At 69.4% G+C, this 21,538-nt stretch carries 19 protein-coding genes, 3 tRNA genes and 1 CRISPR repeat array (1 of these 23 only partly in view); of the genes, 17 read left to right on the forward strand and 5 right to left on the reverse strand.

What is annotated here, in order from left to right:
• A CRISPR array of direct repeats spans positions 1-364; the repeat unit is 29 nt; unit sequence GGGACCAACCCCGCAGGCGCGGGGACCAC (it extends 31 nt beyond the left edge of the window).
• 399 nt (positions 365-763) lie between these two features.
• The 3 genes from B7R87_RS19830 to B7R87_RS19840 form a co-directional block, all read right to left on the reverse strand.
• The gene (locus B7R87_RS19830; RefSeq protein ID WP_006347279.1) at positions 764-1,288 is read right to left on the reverse strand and encodes a GyrI-like domain-containing protein; all 525 of its coding nucleotides are present in this window, start codon (positions 1,286-1,288) and stop codon (positions 764-766) included.
• Positions 1,289-1,391: 103 nt separating this feature from the next.
• Complete coding sequence (locus B7R87_RS19835) at positions 1,392-2,048, reverse strand: SDR family oxidoreductase (RefSeq protein ID WP_006347278.1); 657 nt, start codon at positions 2,046-2,048, stop codon at positions 1,392-1,394.
• Positions 2,049-2,210: 162 nt separating this feature from the next.
• A complete protein-coding gene (locus B7R87_RS19840) occupies positions 2,211-3,431 on the reverse strand; it encodes an amidohydrolase family protein (RefSeq protein ID WP_130584908.1) in 1,221 nt (406 codons plus the stop codon).
• A gap of 501 nt (positions 3,432-3,932) precedes the next feature.
• Here B7R87_RS19840 and B7R87_RS19845 point away from each other — a divergent pair.
• The 8 genes from B7R87_RS19845 (at position 3,933) to B7R87_RS19880 (ending at position 9,206) form a co-directional block, all read left to right on the forward strand.
• Positions 3,933-4,005, forward strand: a tRNA-Thr gene (locus B7R87_RS19845).
• Between the two features lie 50 nt (positions 4,006-4,055).
• A tRNA-Met gene (locus B7R87_RS19850) sits at positions 4,056-4,128 on the forward strand.
• A 90-nt stretch (positions 4,129-4,218) separates the two neighbouring features.
• Entirely contained in the window at positions 4,219-4,383 is a 165-nt protein-coding gene (gene rpmG, locus B7R87_RS19855; RefSeq protein WP_006347275.1) for a 50S ribosomal protein L33, read from the forward strand.
• Positions 4,384-4,713: 330 nt separating this feature from the next.
• Positions 4,714-5,166, forward strand: a complete 453-nt coding sequence (locus B7R87_RS19860; protein WP_006347274.1) for a MaoC family dehydratase N-terminal domain-containing protein — start codon at positions 4,714-4,716, stop codon at positions 5,164-5,166.
• Complete coding sequence (locus B7R87_RS19865) at positions 5,166-5,594, forward strand: MaoC family dehydratase (RefSeq protein ID WP_006347273.1); 429 nt, start codon at positions 5,166-5,168, stop codon at positions 5,592-5,594. Before B7R87_RS19860 ends, B7R87_RS19865 begins: the two co-directional genes overlap by 1 nt.
• Positions 5,595-5,761: 167 nt before the next feature.
• Positions 5,762-6,322 (forward strand): TetR/AcrR family transcriptional regulator, encoded by a 561-nt coding sequence (locus B7R87_RS19870; RefSeq protein WP_006347272.1) that lies wholly within the window; start codon positions 5,762-5,764, stop codon positions 6,320-6,322.
• A 172-nt stretch (positions 6,323-6,494) separates the two neighbouring features.
• Complete coding sequence (locus B7R87_RS19875; RefSeq protein WP_006347271.1) at positions 6,495-7,997, forward strand: MFS transporter; 1,503 nt, start codon at positions 6,495-6,497, stop codon at positions 7,995-7,997.
• A gap of 153 nt (positions 7,998-8,150) precedes the next feature.
• The gene (locus B7R87_RS19880) at positions 8,151-9,206 is read left to right on the forward strand and encodes a UDP-N-acetylmuramate dehydrogenase (protein ID WP_006347270.1); all 1,056 of its coding nucleotides are present in this window, start codon (positions 8,151-8,153) and stop codon (positions 9,204-9,206) included.
• Positions 9,207-9,232: 26 nt separating this feature from the next.
• Here B7R87_RS19880 and B7R87_RS19885 read toward each other — a convergent pair whose 3' ends face one another.
• Both B7R87_RS19885 and B7R87_RS19890 read right to left on the reverse strand, forming a co-directional pair.
• Positions 9,233-10,255, reverse strand: a complete 1,023-nt coding sequence (locus B7R87_RS19885) for an adenosine deaminase (RefSeq protein WP_006347269.1) — start codon at positions 10,253-10,255, stop codon at positions 9,233-9,235.
• A gap of 128 nt (positions 10,256-10,383) precedes the next feature.
• Entirely contained in the window at positions 10,384-11,610 is a 1,227-nt protein-coding gene (locus tag B7R87_RS19890) for a pyridoxal phosphate-dependent aminotransferase (protein WP_006347268.1), read from the reverse strand.
• Between the two features lie 273 nt (positions 11,611-11,883).
• Here B7R87_RS19890 and B7R87_RS19895 point away from each other — a divergent pair.
• The 9 genes from B7R87_RS19895 (at position 11,884) to rpoB (ending at position 21,450) form a co-directional block, all read left to right on the forward strand.
• Positions 11,884-11,956 (forward strand) — tRNA-Trp (locus B7R87_RS19895).
• A gap of 111 nt (positions 11,957-12,067) precedes the next feature.
• Positions 12,068-12,349, forward strand: a complete 282-nt coding sequence (gene secE, locus B7R87_RS19900) for a preprotein translocase subunit SecE (RefSeq protein ID WP_006347267.1) — start codon at positions 12,068-12,070, stop codon at positions 12,347-12,349.
• Positions 12,350-12,442: 93 nt separating this feature from the next.
• On the forward strand, positions 12,443-13,399 hold the full coding sequence (gene nusG, locus B7R87_RS19905; protein WP_006347266.1) for a transcription termination/antitermination protein NusG: 957 nt from the start codon (positions 12,443-12,445) through the stop codon (positions 13,397-13,399).
• A 156-nt stretch (positions 13,400-13,555) separates the two neighbouring features.
• Positions 13,556-13,990 carry a 50S ribosomal protein L11 gene (rplK, locus tag B7R87_RS19910; RefSeq protein WP_006347265.1) on the forward strand — a complete coding sequence of 145 codons (435 nt, stop codon included), beginning with the start codon at positions 13,556-13,558 and terminating at the stop codon, positions 13,988-13,990.
• Positions 13,991-14,130: 140 nt separating this feature from the next.
• Positions 14,131-14,853 carry a 50S ribosomal protein L1 gene (gene rplA / locus B7R87_RS19915; RefSeq protein ID WP_006347264.1) on the forward strand — a complete coding sequence of 241 codons (723 nt, stop codon included), beginning with the start codon at positions 14,131-14,133 and terminating at the stop codon, positions 14,851-14,853.
• Positions 14,854-15,026: 173 nt separating this feature from the next.
• Positions 15,027-15,947 (forward strand): hypothetical protein, encoded by a 921-nt coding sequence (locus B7R87_RS19920; protein WP_006347263.1) that lies wholly within the window; start codon positions 15,027-15,029, stop codon positions 15,945-15,947.
• Between the two features lie 320 nt (positions 15,948-16,267).
• Positions 16,268-16,798, forward strand: a complete 531-nt coding sequence (gene rplJ, locus B7R87_RS19925; protein WP_006347262.1) for a 50S ribosomal protein L10 — start codon at positions 16,268-16,270, stop codon at positions 16,796-16,798.
• 109 nt (positions 16,799-16,907) lie between these two features.
• Positions 16,908-17,294 carry a 50S ribosomal protein L7/L12 gene (gene rplL / locus B7R87_RS19930; protein ID WP_006347261.1) on the forward strand — a complete coding sequence of 129 codons (387 nt, stop codon included), beginning with the start codon at positions 16,908-16,910 and terminating at the stop codon, positions 17,292-17,294.
• Positions 17,295-17,967: 673 nt separating this feature from the next.
• Positions 17,968-21,450, forward strand: coding sequence for a DNA-directed RNA polymerase subunit beta (rpoB, locus tag B7R87_RS19935; protein ID WP_006347260.1), 3,483 nt, complete (start codon positions 17,968-17,970; stop codon positions 21,448-21,450).
• Positions 21,451-21,538: the final 88 nt, after the last annotated feature.

A 21,538-nucleotide genomic window follows, 5' to 3' on the forward strand; every position in this document is an offset into this window, starting at 1 on the left:
ACTCTCCGGCCCGTACCGTCCGGCGATCTCGGGATCAACCCCGCGTACGCGGGGACCACGTCGTGAGGATCCCCTGCATCTCCGTGGTGCCGGGACCAACCCCGCGGGCGCGGGGACCACCTCATCAAGAACCGCGGGTACAGGCGCATAGCGGGACCAACCCCGCAGGCGCGGGGACCACCGGCGCCGTGGTCTCCTACGGACATGGTGACGGGGACCAACCCCGCAGGCGCGGGGACCACCACATAGAGCAACCTCCCGCAGGGGGGTGCCGGGGACCAACCCCGCAGGCGCGGGGACCACCCCACGAGGTCGAACACGTACTCGCCAACGATGGGACCAACCCCGCAGGCGCGGGGACCACAGGAGCTGACCAGGGACGTTAGTTGGCGCGACCCTGGATTTTACCCACTTTGCCAAGAACGGACATTTCTCCCTCTCGTGAAGCCTGCGGTCCAGAGCGCGACCGAGAGCATGATCAGGACGACGTGTGGACGGAGCAGGAACCGGAGCACCGGGTGCCCGGGAAAGTGCCTGCTCAAGGGAGCCTTGCGAGTGCAGGCGCCAGAGGTCTGTAAATCCGTCGGCTTAGCCTACCCAGGTTCGAATCCTGGCGCCGCCACGTGAAGAAGGACCCCCGTCCAGTGACTGGACGGGGGTCCTTCGCGTTCTCCCGGACGCCGGACGCCGGACGCCGGACGCCGGACCTCGCCCCCGACCCCGACCCGTGCCGGAGGCCAAGAGATCGGGCCGGGTGCCGGGGTCAGTCGGCGAGGCGGAAGGCGAGTTGGATCTGCCACTTGTTCATATCCGGTTCCACCCGGGGGTCGGTGAGATAGGACTCCAGACGGCAGCCCCAGCGCTCCGCACCGTCGGCCAGCGGGGTCATGTCCCAGGTCAGGCCCTCGTGGTCGGCCCAGGTGCGCAGGGCCGTGATGGTGTCGAAGAGGCCGTCCGGGTGTCCGGTGCGGACGACGGTGGCGTACCGCCCGGCCGGGAGGTATCCCGCCCGGATGTCCCCTTCGGGGTTCACCGGTGCCGTCAGGGGGATCCCGGCCTCGACATCGGACTCACCGGCCATGTCGACCGTACGGAAGCGGAAGAAGGGCGCGCCCGCGAACTCCGCCCCCTGCGCGGCAGCCCAGCCGATCAGCTCTCCGAGGCGGTCTGCGATCACCGCGAAGTGATCCATACGGACCGATCCCCGGATGCAGACGTAGAACTGCTCCGGACGGTCGACGATTTCGGGCCGGAACCCGGGGGCGGCGGTGCTGCTGTCGGAGTTCATGAGGGGTGGACCTTCCGGAGGCCGCGGACTCATCGCCCGCGGCCGTGGACAGGACGGAACCAGGACGGGACCAGGACGGGACCAGGACGGAACCGCGCGGGGTTCAGTTGCCGGCGATATCGCGTACGGCTACGGAGACCGGCACCGAGCCGCTGATCAGCTCCAGGGTCAGCCCGGCCGTCGCCGGGGTGTCGAGCAGTTCGGAGAGGACCGCCGCCACATCGTCCCGCGGCACCGGGCCCCGCCCCGTCGATGCCGCCAGCCGGACCAGGCCGGTCCCGGCGTCGTCGGTCAGAGCCCCGGGGCGCAGGATCGTCCAGTCGAGACCGGACCTGGCCCGGATGTCGTCGTCGGCCGCCCCCTTCGCCCGCAGATAGGCGTCGAACTGGCCGTCGCCCTCGTGCCGGGCATCGGCCCCCATGGACGAGACCACCACATAGCGGCGTACCCCGGCCCGCTCGGCCGCGTCCGCGAAGAGCACGGCGGCACCGCGGTCGACGGTGTCCTTGCGGGGGATTCCGCTGCCCGGCCCGGCGCCCGCCGCGAACACCGCGGCATCGGCGCCCCGCAGCACCTCGGCGACCTCGTCGACCCCGGCCGATTCCAGGTCCAGGACGACGGGTTCGGCACCGGCGTCCCGTAGTGCAGCGGCCTGTTCCGGTGAGCGGATGACGCCCACCACCTCGTGTCCGCCCGCCGAGAGCAGCCGCTCCAGCCGCAGGGCGATCTGACCGTGTCCTCCAGCGATCACAATGCGCATGCCACGACCGTACGCCGGAAGCTCCCGCCCCGCCCGGTCGCGCCCATTCCGTCACCGGCCCGTGTGACACCACAGCGGCCCCGACCCCACCCCGCCCGCAGCCCGCGCACCGTCTCGGACCGGCCCCCGACCGCCCCGTACCCGATCAGCCGTCCCCGCGGGCTACGGGCGGCCCTGGCGCGGCAGTTCCAGGGCGACCGCGACCGCCGAGTCGCAGTACTCGCGGACAGCGCTGGTACGGGCCACCACCCGGCCCCGGTGGATCACGATCCTGCTGTACGCCAGCGACAGCACGCCCGCGATCCGCTCCCCGCGCACCGCCAGCAGCTCCGCCGGGAACCCCGCCTCCACCCGTACCTCCGGCAGGCCCATCGCCTCCCGCGCGGCCGCGGCCACCGTCGCGTACGCGTCCTCCGCCCGCAGCCCGTCCCGGGACGCCAGCAGATAGGCGGCCTCCAGCGGATCGCCCCGCCCCACCGGGTTCGACACGTCCCGCAGCGCCCCGCTGCCCGCGGCCACCCGCACTCCGGCAGCCCGCAGCAGCCGCACGGGCGCGCTGCCCCGCTGCTCCATCGCCCCGCAGCCGCCCTGCGGCAGACAGACCACGGTGATCCCGGCCGCGGCCAGCTGGTCGGCGGCCCGGGCGGCGACCTCGTGCGGCAGCAGGGCGAGCCCGGCGCAGGGGCCGATCGTCACTCCGGGCCGTACCCCGCCCGCCATCGCCGCCAGCCGCGCCAGCCGGGCCGGATCGTCGCCGCGGGTGTGCAGATCGACCGGACAGCCGTGTTCGGCGGCGACCTCCAGCAGCGCCTCCACATAGCCCGCCGGGTCCGGGTCGGCGTCCGGGCAGCCGCCCACCACCGCGGCGCCCATCTTGAGCGCGTCCCGGAGCATCACCAGCCCGTCCGCGCCCGCAAGCCCGGTCAGCAGCCGGGGTACGGCCACCGCCGTCAGATCGGTCAGCCCGCGCAGCGAACGGCGCGCCTGGAGCACGGCCTCCAGCGGTCCGAGCCCCTGCACGTCCCCGATCCGGACGTGGGAGCGCAGCGCCGTCGCCCCGTGGCCGAGCTGGAGCAGCGCGGCCTCGGTGGCCCGTCGCTGGACGTCGTCGGGTTCGTACGACACGGGGCCGGGCGAATCGGCGGTCAGCGCGGTGTCGCCGTGGCCGTGGGGCTCGGCGGGCGCGGGCAGCAGCAGATAGCCGCCGAGGTCGACCCGGGCGCAGTGCGGGGAGAGGCTGCCCGCCGTGCCGACCGCCTCGATCCGCCCGCCGCTGAGCCGGACGTCGACCGTGCGGCCGTCCGTCAGCCTGGCGCCGCAGAGCAGCAGCGCGGAGGAGTCGGCGGTCGCGCCGTCGGGAGGCCGTGGCTGGCTGTCGGGCATGGCGCTCCTGTGCAGTGCAGGTGAAGTCGGGCGCCGGGGATCTCTTATGGATCGCCTGCGGATCGGGCCGACCGCATGAGCTGACAAAGCGGGACGGGCTGAGCGGGCTGGGCAAGGGGGAGGGGGGAAGAGCACGCAGTGCGGTTCGAGCCTAGGGGCGGCGGGGGCCCGCTTCGAGGAGGAGCGGAATAGTCGTACCGGCGTGGCCACGTGTGGCGTACGGGACGGATGGCGCGACACGCGGGGCCGGAGTGGCTGCGCGGCGGCCTGCGGGGCCCCGGAAAGCACTGTCGGCGCGGACCGGGTCCGGCGTGCTCGGCCGGCCGTCCTATCGGTGCGGAGCCCGCCGTGGGCGGGCGACGGCAGGACAGACACGCTCCGGCGGATCCCCGTGGCGAGCTCGCGCCGGCGGTCGGCGCATGATCGGTGATCGACGCGGCGCCGGGGTGGCGAAACGGATTTGGGCGAACGGCGACCGACCGTGTAATGTCTTCATCGCTCGCCCCAATAGCTCAGTCGGTAGAGCGTCTCCATGGTAAGGAGAAGGTCTACGGTTCGATTCCGTATTGGGGCTCTGATGTCGGAGATCCCCGCCCCTTCGGGGGTGGGGAAATCCGGTATCGCAGCGGTGTAGCTCAGTCGGTAGAGCAAGCGGCTCATAATCGCTGTGTCACCGGTTCAAGTCCGGTCACCGCTACACACGGTAGCCGATTGCGGGGTCGGTCCTTCGATCGGCTACCCTTTCATGCGTTCGTCATAATTTCCCGTCCGTCCAAGGAGCACTCACGTGGCTGCCACCGACGTCCGCCCGAAGATCACGCTGGCCTGCGTGGAGTGCAAGGAGCGGAACTACATCACCAAGAAGAACCGGCGTAACAACCCGGACCGTCTGGAGATGAAGAAGCACTGCCCGCGCTGCAAGGCGCACACTGCGCACCGCGAAACGCGCTGAACCAGGCTCGTACACGAGGCCGTCCCCGTACCGGGGGCGGCCTCGCGTCGTTTGATCATCGCGTGCCGGAGCTGCGTGCCGGAGCTGCGGGCCGGAGAATCATGTGCCGGAGCAGTACGTGCCGGAGCGGCATGGACCGGAGAAGTACGGGCCGGAGAAGTGCCGCCGCCGACGCGTGTACCCCGAAACAGAGCGGTGTGTGGGGAACGCCACGTTGCCGGTACGGCACGGATCACGGCACGCGATCATGGGACCACCGGCGGCCGACTGCCGTGGCCGACGGCTACACGATCATTCGCGGCAGACCATTTCAGGAGGGAGAGCCAGCCGATGGCGCTCGACCAGTCCTTCGTGGGGCGGAGTTATCCGCCCACCCCGCCCTATGAGGTCGGCCGGGAAAAGATCCGCGAATTCGCGGACGCGGTCGGGGACGCCAATCCCGCGTACACGGACCCGGAGGCCGCGAAGGCTCTCGGCCACGACGATGTGATCGCCCCGCCGACCTTCGCCTTCGCGATCACCTACCGGGCCGCGGGCGAGGTGCTGCGCGATCCGCAGCTCGGTCTCGACTACAGCCGCGTGGTGCACGGCGCGCAGCGCTTCGCGTACACCAGGCCGGTACGGGCCGGGGACCGGCTCTCCGTGGTCTCCACCATCGAGAGCATCAAGTCCATGGCGGGCAACGACGTGCTCGACATCCGGGGCGAGGTGCACGACGAGTCCGGTGAGCACGTGGTGACCGCGTGGACCAAGCTGGTGGCGCGCGGCGCCGAGGAGGCGTGATGGCGGCGAAGATCTCCTTTGCGGACGTCGAGGTCGGGACCGAACTGCCGGCCGGGTCGTTCCCGGTGGACCGGGCGGTGCTCGTCCGGTACGCGGGCGCGTCCGGCGACTTCAACCCGATCCACTGGAACGAGGAGTTCGCCCGCGAGGTCGGGCTGCCGAACGTGATCGCCCATGGCATGTTCACCATGGCCGAGGCGATCCGGGTGGTCACGGACTGGGTCGGTGACCCCGGGGCCGTTGTGGACTACTCGGTCCGGTTCACCAAGCCGGTCGTCGTGCCCAACGACGAGAAGGGTGCGCTCGTCGAGGTGAGCGGGAAGGTCGCGGCCCTGCTGGAGGAGAACACCGTCCGGGTGGATCTCACCGCGGTCAGCGACGGGAACAAGGTGCTGGGCATGGCCCGCGCGGTGGTCAGGCTGGCCTGAGCCCTCGCCCGCCCCGAACGGGGCGGAGACGGCACGGCATGCACAAGGGGCGCCCTCCCCGAGGGGGCGCCCCTTCCGCATGTGGTGCCGATGCGCCCCCGTCCCCTCGGGACACGGGTCGGCACCCGAGGGTTGACGAGTTAGTAATTGGTTACTAACTTACTCTCATGGTCAGGATGAGCGCGGAGGAACGGCGCGAGAGTGTCGTCCGGGCGGCGATCTCGGAGTTCGCCGTCGGCGGGTACAACGGCACGTCGACCGAGGCGATCGCCCGGCGCGTCGGGGTCTCCCAGCCGTATCTCTTCCGGCTGTACAAGAACAAGCGGGAGCTGTTCCTCGCCGCGACCCGCCGCTGTATGGAAGACATGGTCGCGGTCTTCGCCGGCGCCCTGGAGAAGTCGCCCGACGGAGACCCCGAGACCGTGATGGCCACCGCGTACTTCCAGCTGATCGGGGACCGCGAGAAGCTGCTGATGCAGATGCAGGTCTATGTGGCGGTGGCCACCGCCGAGGCTGCGGGGGACGCCGAGTTCGGCGAGACGGTACGGCGGAACTGGCTGGAGATCTGGGATCTGGCGAGCAGCGCCCTGGGCGGCGACCGAGAGCGCGTCGGCCGTTTCATGAGCTACGGGATGCTGATCAACACCCTGGTGTCCCTGGGCTTCCCCGACGACCACCGCGTCTGGCAGAGCTGCTTCGATATGACGCCCGGCTCCGCCGCGGAGTAACGGCGCCGAAAGCGCCCGGGCCTTCCCCGCGCGGCCCCGCGCGGCTTTGTACGGCCCTGTACGGCTCCGCCCGTGCGGCATCCCGGTACGCATGTCCCGGGTCGCCGCACACCGGAAAAAGTTAGTGATCCATTACTAAATAATTTGTCCTTCGAAGAAAACTGGGGGAGACATGGAGCACACGGCACACCGGAAACCGCGGAAGCGGGACAACCACCCGGAAACGACGGCGGACGCCCGCCGCGGCGGCGTGGGCTGGACCCTGCTCATCACCTGCGTCGCCGGATTCATGGCCTCGCTGGACAACCTCGTCGTCACCACGGCCCTGCCCGCCATCCGCTCCGACCTCGGCGGGGGACTCGCCGAGCTGGAATGGACGGTGAGTGCCTACACCCTCACCTTCGCCGTCCTGCTGCTCTTCGGCGCCGCACTAGGCGACCGCTTCGGCCGCCGCCGGCTCTTCATGGTCGGCCTCGGCATCTTCACCGCCGCTTCGGCCGCCGCCGCGCTGGCCCCCGGAATAGACGGACTGATCGCCGCCCGGGCCCTCCAGGGCGTCGGCGGGGCGATCATGATGCCCCTCACCATGACCCTGCTGACCGTCGCGGTCCCGGCCGCCCGGCGCGGCGCCATGCTCGGCATCTTCGGCGCCGCCAACGGACTCGCCGTCGCCGGCGGGCCCCTCGTCGGCGGTGCGCTCACCGAACACCTGTCCTGGCAGTGGATCTTCTGGCTGAACGTGCCCGTCGGCGTCCTGCTCCTGGTCCTCGCCCGGCTGCGGCTGGCCGAGTCGTACGCTCCGGATGCCCGGCTCGACGTCCCCGGCACACTCCTCGCCAGCGGTGGCCTCTTCGGCATCGTCTACGGACTGATCAACGGCCATGTCGACGGCTGGACCAGCGCATCCGTCCTGGGCTCCCTGACCGCAGGGGTGCTGCTCCTCGCCGCCTTCGTACGGCACGGAATGGTCGCCGCCCGCCCCCTGCTCCCCATGCGCCTCTTCCGTGACCGCGGCTTCGCCGGGATCAACGCGGCGTCCGCACTGATGTTCCTGGGGATGTTCGGCTCCATCTTCCTGCTCAGCCAGTTCCTCCAGGGAGTCGTCGGCTACTCGCCGACCGAAGCCGGGCTCCGGATGCTGCCGTGGACCGCGATGCCGCTGCTCGTCGCGCCCCTCGCCGGACTGCTCTCCGACCGGATCGGCGGCCGGCCCGTCGTCGCCGCAGGACTCGCCCTCCAGGCCCTCGGGCTCGCGCTGTACGCCCTGGTCCTGGAGCCCGGGGTGAGCTACCCCGCCCAACTGCCCGCGCTGATCGTCAGCGGAGTCGGCATGGCCCTCTTCTTCGCGCCCGCCGCGAGCGTGGTGATGTCCAGCGTCCGCCCCGGCGAGCAGGGCATGGCATCCGGCGCGAACAACGCGCTGCGGGAGGTCGGCGGCGCGCTCGGGATCGCCGCCCTGGGCGCGGTGTTCGCCGCCCGCGGCGGCTACGGATCCCCGCAGATGTTCGCGGACGGAACCGTCCCGGCGCTGTGGATCGGCGCGGCAGCGGTGGCCGTGGCGGCGGCCGCCGCCCTGCTGATCCCGGGCCGCCGGGGCATCGCCGCCGAGCGGGAGCCCGTACAGGAGGCAGACAGCCGGCCCCAGGAACAGGAGCGGGAGCGGGCCGGAGTCTGACCCCGGACCCGGTATCCGACCCGGGCCCGGACCCGGGGCGCGGACCACACCGGTCCGCGCCCCGGCTCCCGCACCGCCCCCACCGCGCCCCGCCTCCCCCGTACCGCACCGGGATGCACCGCCCCCCGGCCCCCGTTCCGTACCCTTGTCCGCGTGCAGGAACTTCACGACGCCCCCCTCGCCCCCCTGACCACCTTCCGGCTCGGCGGCCCCGCCACCCGGCTCCTCACGGCGACCACCGACGACGAGGTCGTCGCCGCGGTCCGCGAGGCGGACGAGACCGGGACACCACTGCTCCTCATCGGCGGCGGCAGCAATCTGGTCATCGGCGACAAGGGCTTCGACGGCACCGCCCTGCGGATCGCCACCACCGGCTTCCGGCTCGACGGCACCCGCCTCGAACTCGCGGCGGGCGAGGTGTGGACCGACGCCGTCGCCCGGACCGTGGCCGCCGGACTCGCCGGCGTCGAATGCCTCGCGGGCATCCCGGGCTCCGCCGGCGCCACGCCCGTCCAGAACGTCGGCGCGTACGGCCAGGAGGTCTCCAGCACCATCACCGAGGTCGTCGCGTACGACCGGCACCGCGGCGAGACCGTCACCCTCACCAACGCCGAGTGCGCCTTCTCGTACCGCCACAGCCTCTTCAAGGAGCACCCCGACCGCTATGTCGTGCTCCGGGTCCGCTTCCTGCTGGAGGACGCGGAGGGGCTCTCCGCGCCCGTCCGGTACGCGGAGACCGCACGCGCCCTCGGTGTCGAGGCCGGCGACCGGGCGGAGCTGGGCGCGGTCCGCGCCACCGTCCTCGCGCTCCGCGGCGGCAAGGGCATGGTCCTCGACGAGGACGACCACGACACCTGGTCCGCCGGATCCTTCTTCACCAACCCGATCCTCGACGACACCGCGTACGAGGCCTTCCTCGGCCGGGTCAGGGAGCGGCTGGGCGACGATGCCGTCGCGCCCGCGTACCCGGCGGGGGAGGGCCGTACCAAGACCTCCGCGGCCTGGCTGATCGACCGCGCGGGCTTCACCAAGGGGTACGGCAGCGGCCCGGCCCGGATCTCCACCAAGCACACCCTGGCCCTGACCAACCGCGGCGGTGCCACCACGGAGGACCTGCTGGCCCTCGCCCGCGAGGTCGTGGAGGGCGTCCGCGAGGCATTCGGCGTCACCCTCGTCAACGAACCGGTCACGGTCGGCGTCGACCTCTGAGCCTGTCCGCCGGACGCTTACACGACCTAGGGACCGGCCAGCCAGGCGTCCACCCCGGCCAGCAGCTCCCCGCGCAGCGGCTCCGGCGCCGCCGACGCCTCGATGGACTGCCGGGCCAGGGCCGCCAGCTCGGGGTCGGTGAACCCGTGGTAGCGCCGCGCCACCTCGTACTGCGCCGCCAGCCGGGAGCCGAAGAGCAGCGGGTCGTCCGCGCCCAGCGCCAGCGGTACGCCCGCCTCGAACAAGGTCCGCAGCGGTACGTCCTCGTGCTTGTCGTAGACGCCGAGCGCCACGTTCGACGTGGGGCAGACCTCGCAGGCCACCCCGCGGTCCGCGAGTCTCCGCAGCAACTCGGGGTCCTCCGCAGCGCGCACCCCGTGACCGATCCGGGAGGCCCGCAGATCGTCCAGACAGTCGCGTACGGAGGACGGGCCCGCCAGCTCGCCGCCGTGCGGCGCCGCCAGCAGCCCGCCCTCCCGGGCGATCGCGAAGGCGCGGTCGAAATCGCGGGCCATGCCCCGGCGCTCGTCGTTGGAGAGCCCGAAGCCGACGATGCCCCGGTCCGCGTACCGTACGGCCAGCCGGGCCAGGGTCCGGGCGTCCAGCGGGTGCTTCATCCGGTTCGCGGCCACCAGGACCCGCATTCCGAGCCCGGTCTCCCGGCTCGCCGAGTCCACCGCGTCCAGGATGATCTCCAGCGCCGGGATCAGCCCGCCCAGCATCGGTGCGTACGAGGTGGGGTCGACCTGTATTTCCAGCCAGCCCGAACCGTCGCGGACGTCCTCCTCGGCCGCCTCGCGCACCAGCCGCCGGATGTCCTCGGGAGTACGCAGGCACGAACGGGCGATGTCGTACAGCCGCTGGAAACGGAACCAGCCGCGCTCGTCGGTGGCCCGGAGCTTCGGGGGCTCGCCGCCGGTCAGCGCGTCGGGCAGATGGACGCCGTACTTGTCGGCCAGTTCCAGCAGGGTAGAGGGCCGCATCGAGCCCGTGAAGTGGAGATGCAGATGGGCCTTGGGGAGCAGACCGACGTCACGTACACGTTCCATCCTCGGATCCTGCCGCAAGCGCGGCCGCTCGGCAGCCCTATTCCCTGATCGGGCGCTTGCCCGAACGAAAAAACGGCCCCCGGCCCGGGGATCCGGGCCGAGGGCCGTCCGTACGGCCGCGGGGCGGGTCAGGCCTTGGCCTCCGCGAGCAGCTTCTGGATCCGGGACACGCCCTCCACCAGGTCGTCGTCGCCCAGGGCGTACGACAGCCGCAGATAACCGGGGGTGCCGAAGGCCTCACCCGGGACGACAGCGACCTCGACCTCGTCCAGGATCAGCGCCGCCAGCTCCACGGAGCTCGCCGGGCGCTTGCCCCGGATCTCCTTGCCGAGCAGGTCCTTCACCGAGGGGTAGACGTAGAACGCGCCCTCCGGCTCCGGGCAGACCACGCCGTCGATCTCGTTCAGCATCCGCACGATGGTGCGGCGGCGGCGGTCGAAGGCGGTCCGCATCTCGGCGACCGCGTCCAGATCACCGGAGACCGCGGCCAGCGCGGCGACCTGGGCCACGTTGGACACGTTCGACGTCGCGTGCGACTGGAGGTTCGTCGCGGCCTTGATCACGTCCTTGGGGCCGACGATCCACCCCACGCGCCAGCCGGTCATGGCGTACGTCTTCGCCACCCCGTTCACCACCAGGCAGCGCTCGCGGATACCGGGCACCACGGCGGGCAGCGAGGTGAACGAGGCGTCGCCGTACACCAGGTGCTCGTAGATCTCGTCCGTCAGCACCCACAGGCCGTGCTCCTCGGCCCAGCGGCCGATCGCCTCGGTGTCCTCACGGCTGTAGACCGCGCCGGTGGGGTTGGACGGGGAGACGAAGACGATGACCTTCGTCCGCTCGGTACGGGCGGCTTCGAGCTGCTCGACGGAGACCCGGTAGCCGGTCGTCTCGTCGGCCACGACCTCGACCGGGACACCGCCCGCGAGCCGGATCGACTCCGGGTACGTGGTCCAGTACGGGGCCGGGACGATGACCTCGTCACCCGGGTCCAGGACGGCCGCGAACGCCTCGTAGATCGCCTGCTTCCCGCCGTTGGTCACCAGGATCTGGGCCGGGTCGACCTCGTAGCCGGAGTCCCGCAGCGTCTTCGCGGCGATGGCCTTCTTCAGCTCCGGAAGACCGCCGGCCGGGGTGTAGCGGTGGTACTTCGGGGTCCGGCAGGCCTCGACGGCCGCCTCGACGATGTAGTCGGGCGTCGGGAAGTCGGGCTCGCCCGCGCCGAAGCCGATCACCGGGCGCCCGGCGGCCTTGAGGGCCTTCGCCTTGGCGTCGACGGCGAGGGTCGCGGACTCGGAGATCGCGCCGATGCGCGCGGAGACCCGGCGCTCGGTGGGAGAGGTTGCAGCGCTCATACGTCCATGGTCCCAGACGCAGAATCGGTGCTGCACATCCGTTTCGCACCCCGGACGGCGGGGTGCGGGGCGGGGTCGGGAACAGTCGGCCGGGTCCGGCCCGGGGCCTGCGAAGAAACGATCAACCGGAGCTTTGCAGGTGGGCGACAAGAACCGCTGGGGCGTTGTCTGTTCGACGTCGGCCCCGCGACCACGTACACTCACTCGTCGTTGGCCCCTCACGGACGGCTTCACCGGAACTTCCCGGGATGCTGTACGTTGGGGAAGTCACAAAGGGTCGTAGCTCAATTGGTAGAGCACTGGTCTCCAAAACCAGCGGTTGGGGGTTCAAGTCCCTCCGGCCCTGCTACACACACACCTTCGCCAGGATGTGTGCGCATGTACGCAGATTCATTGAACCGCCGTGCGGCTCCACCGGGCGCGGCACGGCCACGACCCGGGAATCAGGTGAGAGAAAGTGACGGACGCCGTGGGCTCCATCGACACGCCTGATGCCGAAGACGCGACTTCTCAGGAGAAGCCGCGCAAGGGCGGCAAGCGCGGCAAGAAGGGCCCTCTCGGCCGTCTCGCGCTCTTCTACCGGCAGATCGTCGCCGAGCTCCGCAAGGTCGTCTGGCCCACGCGCGGTCAGCTGACGACGTACACGACCGTGGTCATCATCTTCGTCGTCATCATGATCGGCCTCGTGACCGTGATTGACTATGGGTTCCAGGAAGCCGTTTCGTACGTCTTCGGCTGATCCCGCGAATAAGGGCGGCGTCACCGGGTGCGTACCGGGGCGGCGTCCTTTCCGCATGTTCCACCCATCTGTATCCAGGAAGAAGCAGCCACCGTGTCTGACCCGAACCTGAACGAGGCCGTCGAGCCGGACGACGCGAGCTTCGAGTCCGTGGAGTCCGCCGAGGACGAGCTCGACATCGTTGAGGCTGCGGACTCCGTGGACCCGGACGAGGCGGAAGCTGCGGACGAGGCCGCCGGCGAGCCGGCCGAGGACGCCGCGCTGCACGTCGAGGCCGCCGAGTCCGCCGAAGACACTGCTGACATCGACGACGCTGACGACGCTGACGACACCGAGGCCGCAGACGACGCTGCCGAGGCGGAAGCGGACGAGGTCGAGGGCGACGAGGCCGAAGCGGTCGACGAGGCCGACGAGGTCGAGGCCGAGGAGCCGGTCGACCCGATCGCCGCCCTCCGCGAGGAGCTGCGCCTTCTGCCGGGCGAGTGGTACGTGATCCACACCTACGCCGGGTACGAGAAGCGGGTCAAGGCCAACCTGGAGCAGCGCGCCGTCTCGCTGAACGTCGAGGAGTTCATCTACCAGGCCGAAGTGCCCGAGGAAGAGATCGTCCAGATCAAGAACGGCGAGCGCAAGAACGTCCGCCAGAACAAGCTTCCCGGCTACGTCCTGGTCCGGATGGACCTCACCAACGAGTCCTGGGGCGTCGTCCGGAACACTCCGGGCGTCACCGGCTTCGTGGGCAACGCCTACGACCCGTACCCGCTGACCCTGGACGAGATCGTGAAGATGCTCGCTCCGGAGGCGGAGGAGAAGGCCGCCCGCGAGGCCGCCGAGGCCAAGGGCGAGCCGGTGCCGTCCCGCAAGGTCGAGGTCCAGGTGCTGGACTTCGAGGTCGGCGACTCCGTCACCGTCACGGACGGCCCGTTCGCGACCCTCCAGGCGACGATCAACGAGATCAACGCCGACTCGAAGAAGGTCAAGGGCCTGGTCGAGATCTTCGGCCGGGAGACCCCGGTCGAGCTGAGCTTCGACCAGATCCAGAAGAACTGACACAGAGCTTCCGGCCAGGTCAGGACCGCCCTTCGCGGCGGTCCTGACCTGTCGGTTTTTAACCGTCCGGCTATACCCGTTATCGTTGGGCGGTATGCCTCCATCCGGATGATCGGGTGGAGTGCTGAAAACTCTCACTAGGACCCGGAGAGAGCAATGCCTCCCAAGAAGAAGAAGGTCACGGGGCTTATCAAGCTCCAGATCCAGGCCGGCGCGGCCAACCCGGCTCCGCCGGTCGGCCCGGCCCTGGGTCAGCACGGCGTCAACATCATGGAGTTCTGCAAGGCCTACAACGCCGCGACCGAGTCGCAGCGTGGCATGGTCGTGCCGGTGGAGATCACGGTCTACGAGGACCGTTCCTTCACCTTCATCACCAAGACTCCGCCGGCCGCCAAGCTGATCCTCAAGGCCGCTGGTGTGGACAAGGGCTCCGGCGAGCCGCACAAGACCAAGGTCGCCAAGCTCACGCGCGACCAGGTCCGCGAGATCGCCACGACCAAGATGCCCGACCTGAACGCGAACGACCTGGACGCCGCGGAGAAGATCATCGCGGGTACGGCTCGTTCCATGGGCATCACGGTCGAGGGCTGACGACCGGGCGGTACACCGCCCCGGGACGTTACCCCGGGAAGGCTTCGGCAGAACGCCGTGGCCGCCCCCTGACCTTCGGTGGTAGGGCCAAGCGCTGGCCCGCACCACGACTCCACACCTGAAACACAACAGGAGCAGAAGTGAAGCGCAGCAAGATTTTCCGCGCCGCGGACGCCAAGATCGACCGGGAGCGCCTGTACGCGCCCCTGGAGGCCGTCCGTCTCGCCAAGGACACCTCGTCCACCAAGTTCGACGGCACCGTCGAGGTTGCCCTGCGTCTGGGTGTCGACCCGCGCAAGGCCGACCAGATGGTCCGTGGCACCGTGAACCTTCCGCACGGCACCGGCAAGACCGCCCGGGTCCTGGTCTTCGCGACCGGTGACCGTGCCGAGGCCGCGATTGCCGCGGGCGCCGACATCGTCGGCTCCGACGAGCTCATCGACGAGGTGGCGAAGGGCCGTCTGGACTTCGACGCCGTCGTCGCCACCCCGGACCTCATGGGCAAGGTCGGCCGCCTCGGCCGGGTGCTCGGTCCGCGTGGTCTGATGCCGAACCCGAAGACCGGCACCGTCACCCCCGATGTCGCGAAGGCCGTGACCGACATCAAGGGCGGCAAGATCGAGTTCCGCGTCGACAAGCACGCGAACCTCCACTTCATCATCGGCAAGGTGTCGTTCGACGAGACCAAGCTGGTGGAGAACTACGCCGCGGCGCTGGAGGAGATCCTCCGTCTGAAGCCGTCCGCCGCGAAGGGCCGCTACATCAAGAAGGCGACCCTGACCACGACGATGGGCCCCGGCATCCCGCTGGACTCCAACCGCACCCGCAACCTCCTCGTCGAGGAGGACCCGGCCGCCGTCTGATCCGACGGCAGTCGCGGGTTCGCGCAGGGTTGACACCGGTCCCCGTGCCTCTTCGGAGGCACGGGGACCGGTGCGTTCCCGGGCTGTTGCCGTATCCGGATATAGGTGTCGGTGCCATGGGTTACGGTTCGAAGAGTTCACCGAGCAGACAACAAGAGGAACAAGGGCGGGTCATGAACAAGTCCATACGGAGGCGTGCGGGCCTCTCCCTGACGGCCGTTGCCGTGGTCGCCGCGGTGTCGGCGTGCGGCGGCGAGGACGCGAAGAACGGCGCCGAGACCAAGCTGCAGTCCGGTGCCGAGGTGACCAAGGTCCTCAAGGCCGCGTACCAGAAGACCGAAGAGGCGAAGTCGGCCAAGGTCGAGATGGTGGCGACCATGCCGGATTCGGCGGCGTTCGGCGGCGGCGGCGAGATGAAGCTCTCCGGTGTCATGGGCTGGGACCCCATGATGATGGACATGACCATGTCCGGCGGCGGTCTGAAGATGACCCCGGGCGCCCCCGAGCAGGTCCGCATGGTGTGGCTGGACAACGCCATGTACATGGACACCGGTGCCGCGGCCGCCAAGGAGATGGACGGCAAGCGCTGGCTGAAGATCGACCTGAAGTCGCTGGCCGAGCAGTCCGGCAGTGCGGCCCTCCAGAAGCAGCTGACCGGCAGCCTGGACAGCATGGATCAGAGCCCCGCCGAGCAGATCGCGATGCTGCTGGAGTCCAAGAGCATCAAGCACGTCGGCGCGGCGAAGGTGGACGGCGTCGACACCCAGCACTACAAGGGCACGATCTCCCTGGAGGAGATGCTGGAGAAGAACGACTCCCTCGTCCTCGGCGAGAAGGAGCGGGCCCAGCTGCTCAAGGGGCTGAAGGGCACGGGCATCTCCTCGTACTCCACCCAGCTCTGGGTGAACAAGGACGGCCTGCCGGTGAAGACGGACCTCTCCATGAAGACCCCGGAGGGCGTGGTCACCATGGTGACGAACTACTCCGACTACGGCGCCAAGGCCTCCGTGAAGGCCCCGCCGGCCGCCGAGACCTTCGACTTCGGCCGGATCATGGAGAAGCTGGGCGAAGGGATGAAGGGCCTGGGCGTCTGACCGCTCGCCCTCCGGCCCCGCAGTGGCCTGTGTCGTCTCCCGTCCGGTGTCCGGACGGGAGACGATTTGCTTCCGGACAAACCCGTCGCGTACGCTTCCCGAGAAGCCAAAGACCGCTGGTTGTTGCCGCGTGCTCGTAAGAGGATGCGGCGGCCGAAGGATCCGCTAGCTGCGGACGACCTGCGCAGGTGACTGTGGAGAAGCTCCCGGATCCGTCCGGTCGAGCTACGCCCCGTGCGCCTGCGCCGGGGCGTTTCGTTTTGCCCAGTTCCTCCTTCGGGTCCGCGCGGTCCTCATCACCCGGAAGGAGGCCGACGCTCATGGCAAGGCCCGACAAGGCTGCCGCGGTAGCCGAGCTCGCGGATCAGTTCCGCGGTTCGAATGCCGCTGTGCTGACCGAGTACCGGGGTCTCACCGTGGCTCAGCTCAAGCAGCTGCGCCGTTCGCTCGGTGAGAACGCCCAGTACGCCGTGGTGAAGAACACGCTGACCAAGATTGCGGCCAACGAGGCCGGGATCTCCTCGCTCGACGACCTGTTCAACGGTCCGACGGCGGTTGCCTTCATCACCGGTGACCCGGTGGAGTCGGCGAAGGGTCTTCGTGACTTCGCCAAGGACAACCCGAATCTGATCATCAAGGGCGGTGTCCTTGATGGCAAGGCGCTGTCCGCCGATGAGATCAAGAAGCTCGCGGACCTTGAGTCCCGCGAGGTTCTGCTCGCCAAGCTGGCGGGCGCCATGAAGGGCAAGCAGACTCAGGCTGCCGTGCTCTTCCAGGCGCTCCCGTCGAAGCTCGTCCGCACCGTGGACGCGCTCCGTGCCAAGCGCGACGAGCAGGGCGGTGCCGAGTAACTCGGCTCGCGCATTGACCACCGCGCCGTGCGGGGGGTCGCAGCGGGCCGAACGTACGCCCGCCTCTATGTACATCCGGCACCAGCCGAATTAGTGGAAGGACGCCATCATGGCGAAGCTCAGCCAGGAAGACCTGCTCGCGCAGTTCGACGAGATGACCCTCATTGAGCTCTCCGAGTTCGTGAAGGCCTTCGAGGAGCGCTTCGACGTCACCGCCGCCGCCGCCGCGCCGGTCGTCGTCGCGGGTGGCGCTGCCGGTGGCGACGCCGCCGCCGTCGAGGAGCAGGACGAGTTCGACGTCATCCTGACGGGTGCCGGCGAGAAGAAGATCCAGGTCATCAAGGTCGTGCGTGAGCTGACCTCCCTGGGTCTGAAGGAGGCCAAGGACCTCGTGGACGGCACCCCGAAGCCGGTCCTTGAGAAGGTCGCCAAGGACGTCGCCGAGAAGGCCGCCGAGTCCCTCAAGGCCGCGGGCGCGGCTGTCGAGGTCAAGTGACCCTCCAGCCGTAGCAGCCGCTCCGAACGGCGTTCCGACGCCGTGAGGACACTGTGAGGCTCGTCTCGTCTTCCGTCAGGACGTAACGGGACACCGCCGAAGGGCGATCACCCAACCGGGTGGTCGCCCTTTGTCGTACCGTGACGGCCGGCCCGTGGCGGCTTGCACCGGGGGCGGCGGCGAGTATGGTGATCATCTCCGTGCACCGCGCCGGCCCGGGACCCGGGTGAGGGCGGCGTCGCACGGTGGCGGAGGGTGCGCCGTGTGTCCGGGCAGTGACGGTTCCGGCCGCAGGTCCGGGGCAGGGGGCCTTGACGAACCGCACGCAGCGCGCAATTCTCAGGACGCGTCGTCACAACCGATCCGGATCCGAGGCATGGATCGGTGAACGAGTGGGAAGTATTGACGTGCGCCTCCCGGGCGCGAGGGCGTAGCGGAGATGAGAACAACGAGGGCAAGCGAGGGTCTCGAAAGCCCGCACTGGACATCAGTGTGCCAAGTGGCTACACTGACCCTTTGCGCTGCCTGTTAACTGCCTCCTGCCCGTCACCAGGGGCATCCCCTCGCATGAGCACAGTGGGCCGAGCCTCCCCTGACCTGGGGTTTCTCAGTCCTTGTCCGGCTTGGGACCGGTACGCGCGTAGTGAGTCCGAGCCCTCGGAAGGACCCCCTCTTGGCCGCCTCGCGCAACGCCTCGACCGCGAATACGAACAACGGCGCCAGCACCGCCCCGCTGCGCATCTCCTTTGCAAAGATCAAAGAGCCCCTTGAGGTTCCGAACCTCCTCGCGCTCCAGACCGAGAGCTTCGACTGGCTGCTCGGCAATGCCGCGTGGAAGGCTCGGGTCGAGGCGGCCCTGGACAGCGGACAGGACGTCCCCACGAAGTCCGGTCTGGAGGAGATCTTCGAGGAGATCTCCCCGATCGAGGACTTCAGCGGGTCGATGTCGCTGACTTTCCGCGACCACCGCTTCGAGCCTCCGAAGAACTCGATCGACGAGTGCAAGGACCGCGACTTCACCTACGCCGCGCCGCTCTTCGTCACGGCGGAGTTCACCAACAACGAGACCGGCGAGATCAAGTCGCAGACGGTCTTCATGGGTGACTTCCCGCTGATGACCAACAAGGGCACCTTCGTGATCAACGGCACCGAGCGTGTCGTCGTATCGCAGCTGGTGCGCTCGCCCGGTGTCTACTTCGACTCCTCCATCGACAAGACGTCCGACAAGGACATCTTCACCGCCAAGATCATCCCGTCCCGGGGTGCCTGGCTGGAGATGGAGATCGACAAGCGCGACATGGTCGGTGTCCGTATCGACCGCAAGCGCAAGCAGTCCGTCACCGTCCTGCTGAAGGCGCTCGGCTGGACCACCGAGCAGATCCTGCAGGAGTTCGGCGAGTACGAGTCCATGCGCGCCACCCTGGAGAAGGACCACACCCAGGGCCAGGACGACGCGCTGCTCGACATCTACCGCAAGCTGCGTCCGGGCGAGCCGCCCACGCGTGAGGCCGCCCAGACGCTGCTGGAGAACCTCTACTTCAACCCCAAGCGCTACGACCTGGCCAAGGTCGGCCGCTACAAGGTCAACAAGAAGCTGGGCGCGGACGAGCCGCTGAACGCCGGCGTCCTGACCACCGACGACGTCATCGCCACCATCAAGTACCTGGTGAAGCTGCACGCCGGCGAGGTCGAGACGATCGGCGAGAACGGCAGTGAGATCGTCGTCGAGACCGACGACATCGACCACTTCGGCAACCGCCGTCTCCGCAATGTCGGCGAGCTGATCCAGAACCAGGTCCGTACGGGTCTCGCCCGTATGGAGCGGGTCGTGCGCGAGCGCATGACCACCCAGGACGTCGAGGCGATCACGCCGCAGACCCTGATCAACATCCGGCCGGTCGTCGCTTCCATCAAGGAGTTCTTCGGCACCAGCCAGCTGTCGCAGTTCATGGACCAGAACAACCCGCTGTCGGGGCTCACCCACAAGCGCCGTCTGTCGGCGCTCGGCCCCGGTGGTCTCTCCCGTGAGCGGGCCGGCTTCGAGGTCCGTGACGTGCACCCCTCGCACTACGGCCGCATGTGCCCCATCGAGACGCCCGAAGGCCCGAACATCGGTCTGATCGGCTCGCTCGCCTCGTACGGCCGGGTCAACGCGTTCGGTTTCGTCGAGACCCCGTACCGCAAGGTCGTCGACGGCCAGGTCACCGACGAGGTCGACTACCTGACCGCCGACGAGGAGGACCGCTTCGTCATCGCCCAGGCGAACGCCACGCTCAACGACGAGCTGCGGTTCGCCGAGGCCCGGGTGCTGGTCCGCCGCCGTGGCGGCGAGGTCGACTACGTCCCGCCGGCCGAGGTCGACTACATGGACGTCTCGCCGCGCCAGATGGTGTCGGTCGCGACCGCCATGATCCCCTTCCTGGAGCACGACGACGCCAACCGTGCCCTCATGGGCGCGAACATGATGCGCCAGGCCGTTCCGCTGATCACGGCCGAAGCGCCGCTGGTCGGTACCGGCATGGAGTACCGCTGCGCCGTCGACGCCGGTGACGTCATCAAGGCCGAGAAGGACGGTGTGGTCCAGGAGGTCTCCGCGGACTACATCACCGTCGGCAACGACGACGGCACCTACACCACCTACCGGGTGGCCAAGTTCTCCCGCTCCAACCAGGGCACCTCGGTCAACCAGAAGGTCATCGTCGCCGAGGGCGACCGGGTCGTGGAGAGCCAGGTCCTGGCCGACGGCCCGGCCACCGAGAACGGCGAGATGGCGCTCGGCAAGAACCTGCTCGTCGCGTTCATGCCGTGGGAGGGCCACAACTACGAGGACGCGATCATCCTGTCGCAGCGCCTCGTCCAGGACGACGTCCTCTCCTCGATTCACATCGAGGAGCACGAGGTCGACGCCCGTGACACCAAGCTCGGCCCCGAGGAGATCACCCGGGACATCCCGAACGTCTCCGAGGAGGTCCTCGCGGACCTCGACGAGCGCGGCATCATCCGGATCGGTGCCGAGGTCATCGCCGGTGACATCCTCGTCGGCAAGGTCACCCCGAAGGGCGAGACCGAGCTGACCCCCGAGGAGCGGCTGCTCCGCGCGATCTTCGGTGAGAAGGCGCGCGAGGTCCGCGACACCTCGCTGAAGGTGCCGCACGGCGAGACCGGCAAGGTCATCGGCGTCCGCGTCTTCGACCGCGAGGAGGGCGACGAGCTGCCGCCCGGCGTCAACCAGCTGGTCCGGGTCTACGTCGCCCAGAAGCGCAAGATCACCGACGGTGACAAGCTGGCCGGCCGCCACGGCAACAAGGGTGTCATCTCCAAGATCCTGCCGATCGAGGACATGCCGTTCCTGGAGGACGGCACCCCGGTCGACATCATCCTCAACCCGCTCGGCGTCCCGTCCCGGATGAACCCGGGACAGGTCCTCGAAATCCACCTGGGCTGGCTGGCCAGCCAGGGCTGGAAGGTCGAGGGCAACGAGGAGTGGATGGAGCGGCTGAAGGCGATCGGCGCGGACGACGTCCGCCCGGGCACCAATGTCGCGACCCCGGTCTTCGACGGCGCCCGCGAGGACGAGATCGCCGGTCTCTTCGAGTCGACGATCCCCAACCGCGACGGAGACCGCATGGTCCTGCCGTCCGGTAAGGCGCGGATGTTCGACGGCCGCTCCGGCGAGCCGTTCCCGGACCCGATCTCGGTCGGGTACATGTACATCCTCAAGCTCCACCACCTGGTCGACGACAAGCTGCACGCCCGGTCGACCGGTCCGTACTCGATGATCACCCAGCAGCCGCTGGGTGGTAAGGCCCAGTTCGGTGGCCAGCGATTCGGTGAGATGGAGGTGTGGGCGCTGGAGGCTTACGGCGCCGCTTACGCCCTCCAGGAGCTGCTGACCATCAAGTCCGACGACGTCACCGGCCGAGTCAAGGTCTACGAGGCGATCGTCAAGGGCGAGAACATTCCCGAGCCCGGCATCCCCGAGTCCTTCAAGGTGCTCATCAAGGAGATGCAGTCCCTGTGCCTCAACGTGGAGGTGCTGTCCTCGGACGGTATGTCCATCGAGATGCGCGACACCGACGAGGACGTCTTCCGTGCCGCGGAAGAGCTCGGCATCGACCTGTCCCGGCGCGAGCCGAGCAGCGTCGAAGAGGTCTGACGGGTGTCCGGCCGGGATCGCCTCCGTGGTGATCCCGGCCGCTGCCCCGGACCCCGTACAGACCACCTTGAGACACAACCCTGAGAGG

Source organism: Streptomyces tsukubensis (genome assembly GCF_003932715.1).
Taxonomy (GTDB): domain Bacteria; phylum Actinomycetota; class Actinomycetes; order Streptomycetales; family Streptomycetaceae; genus Streptomyces; species Streptomyces tsukubensis.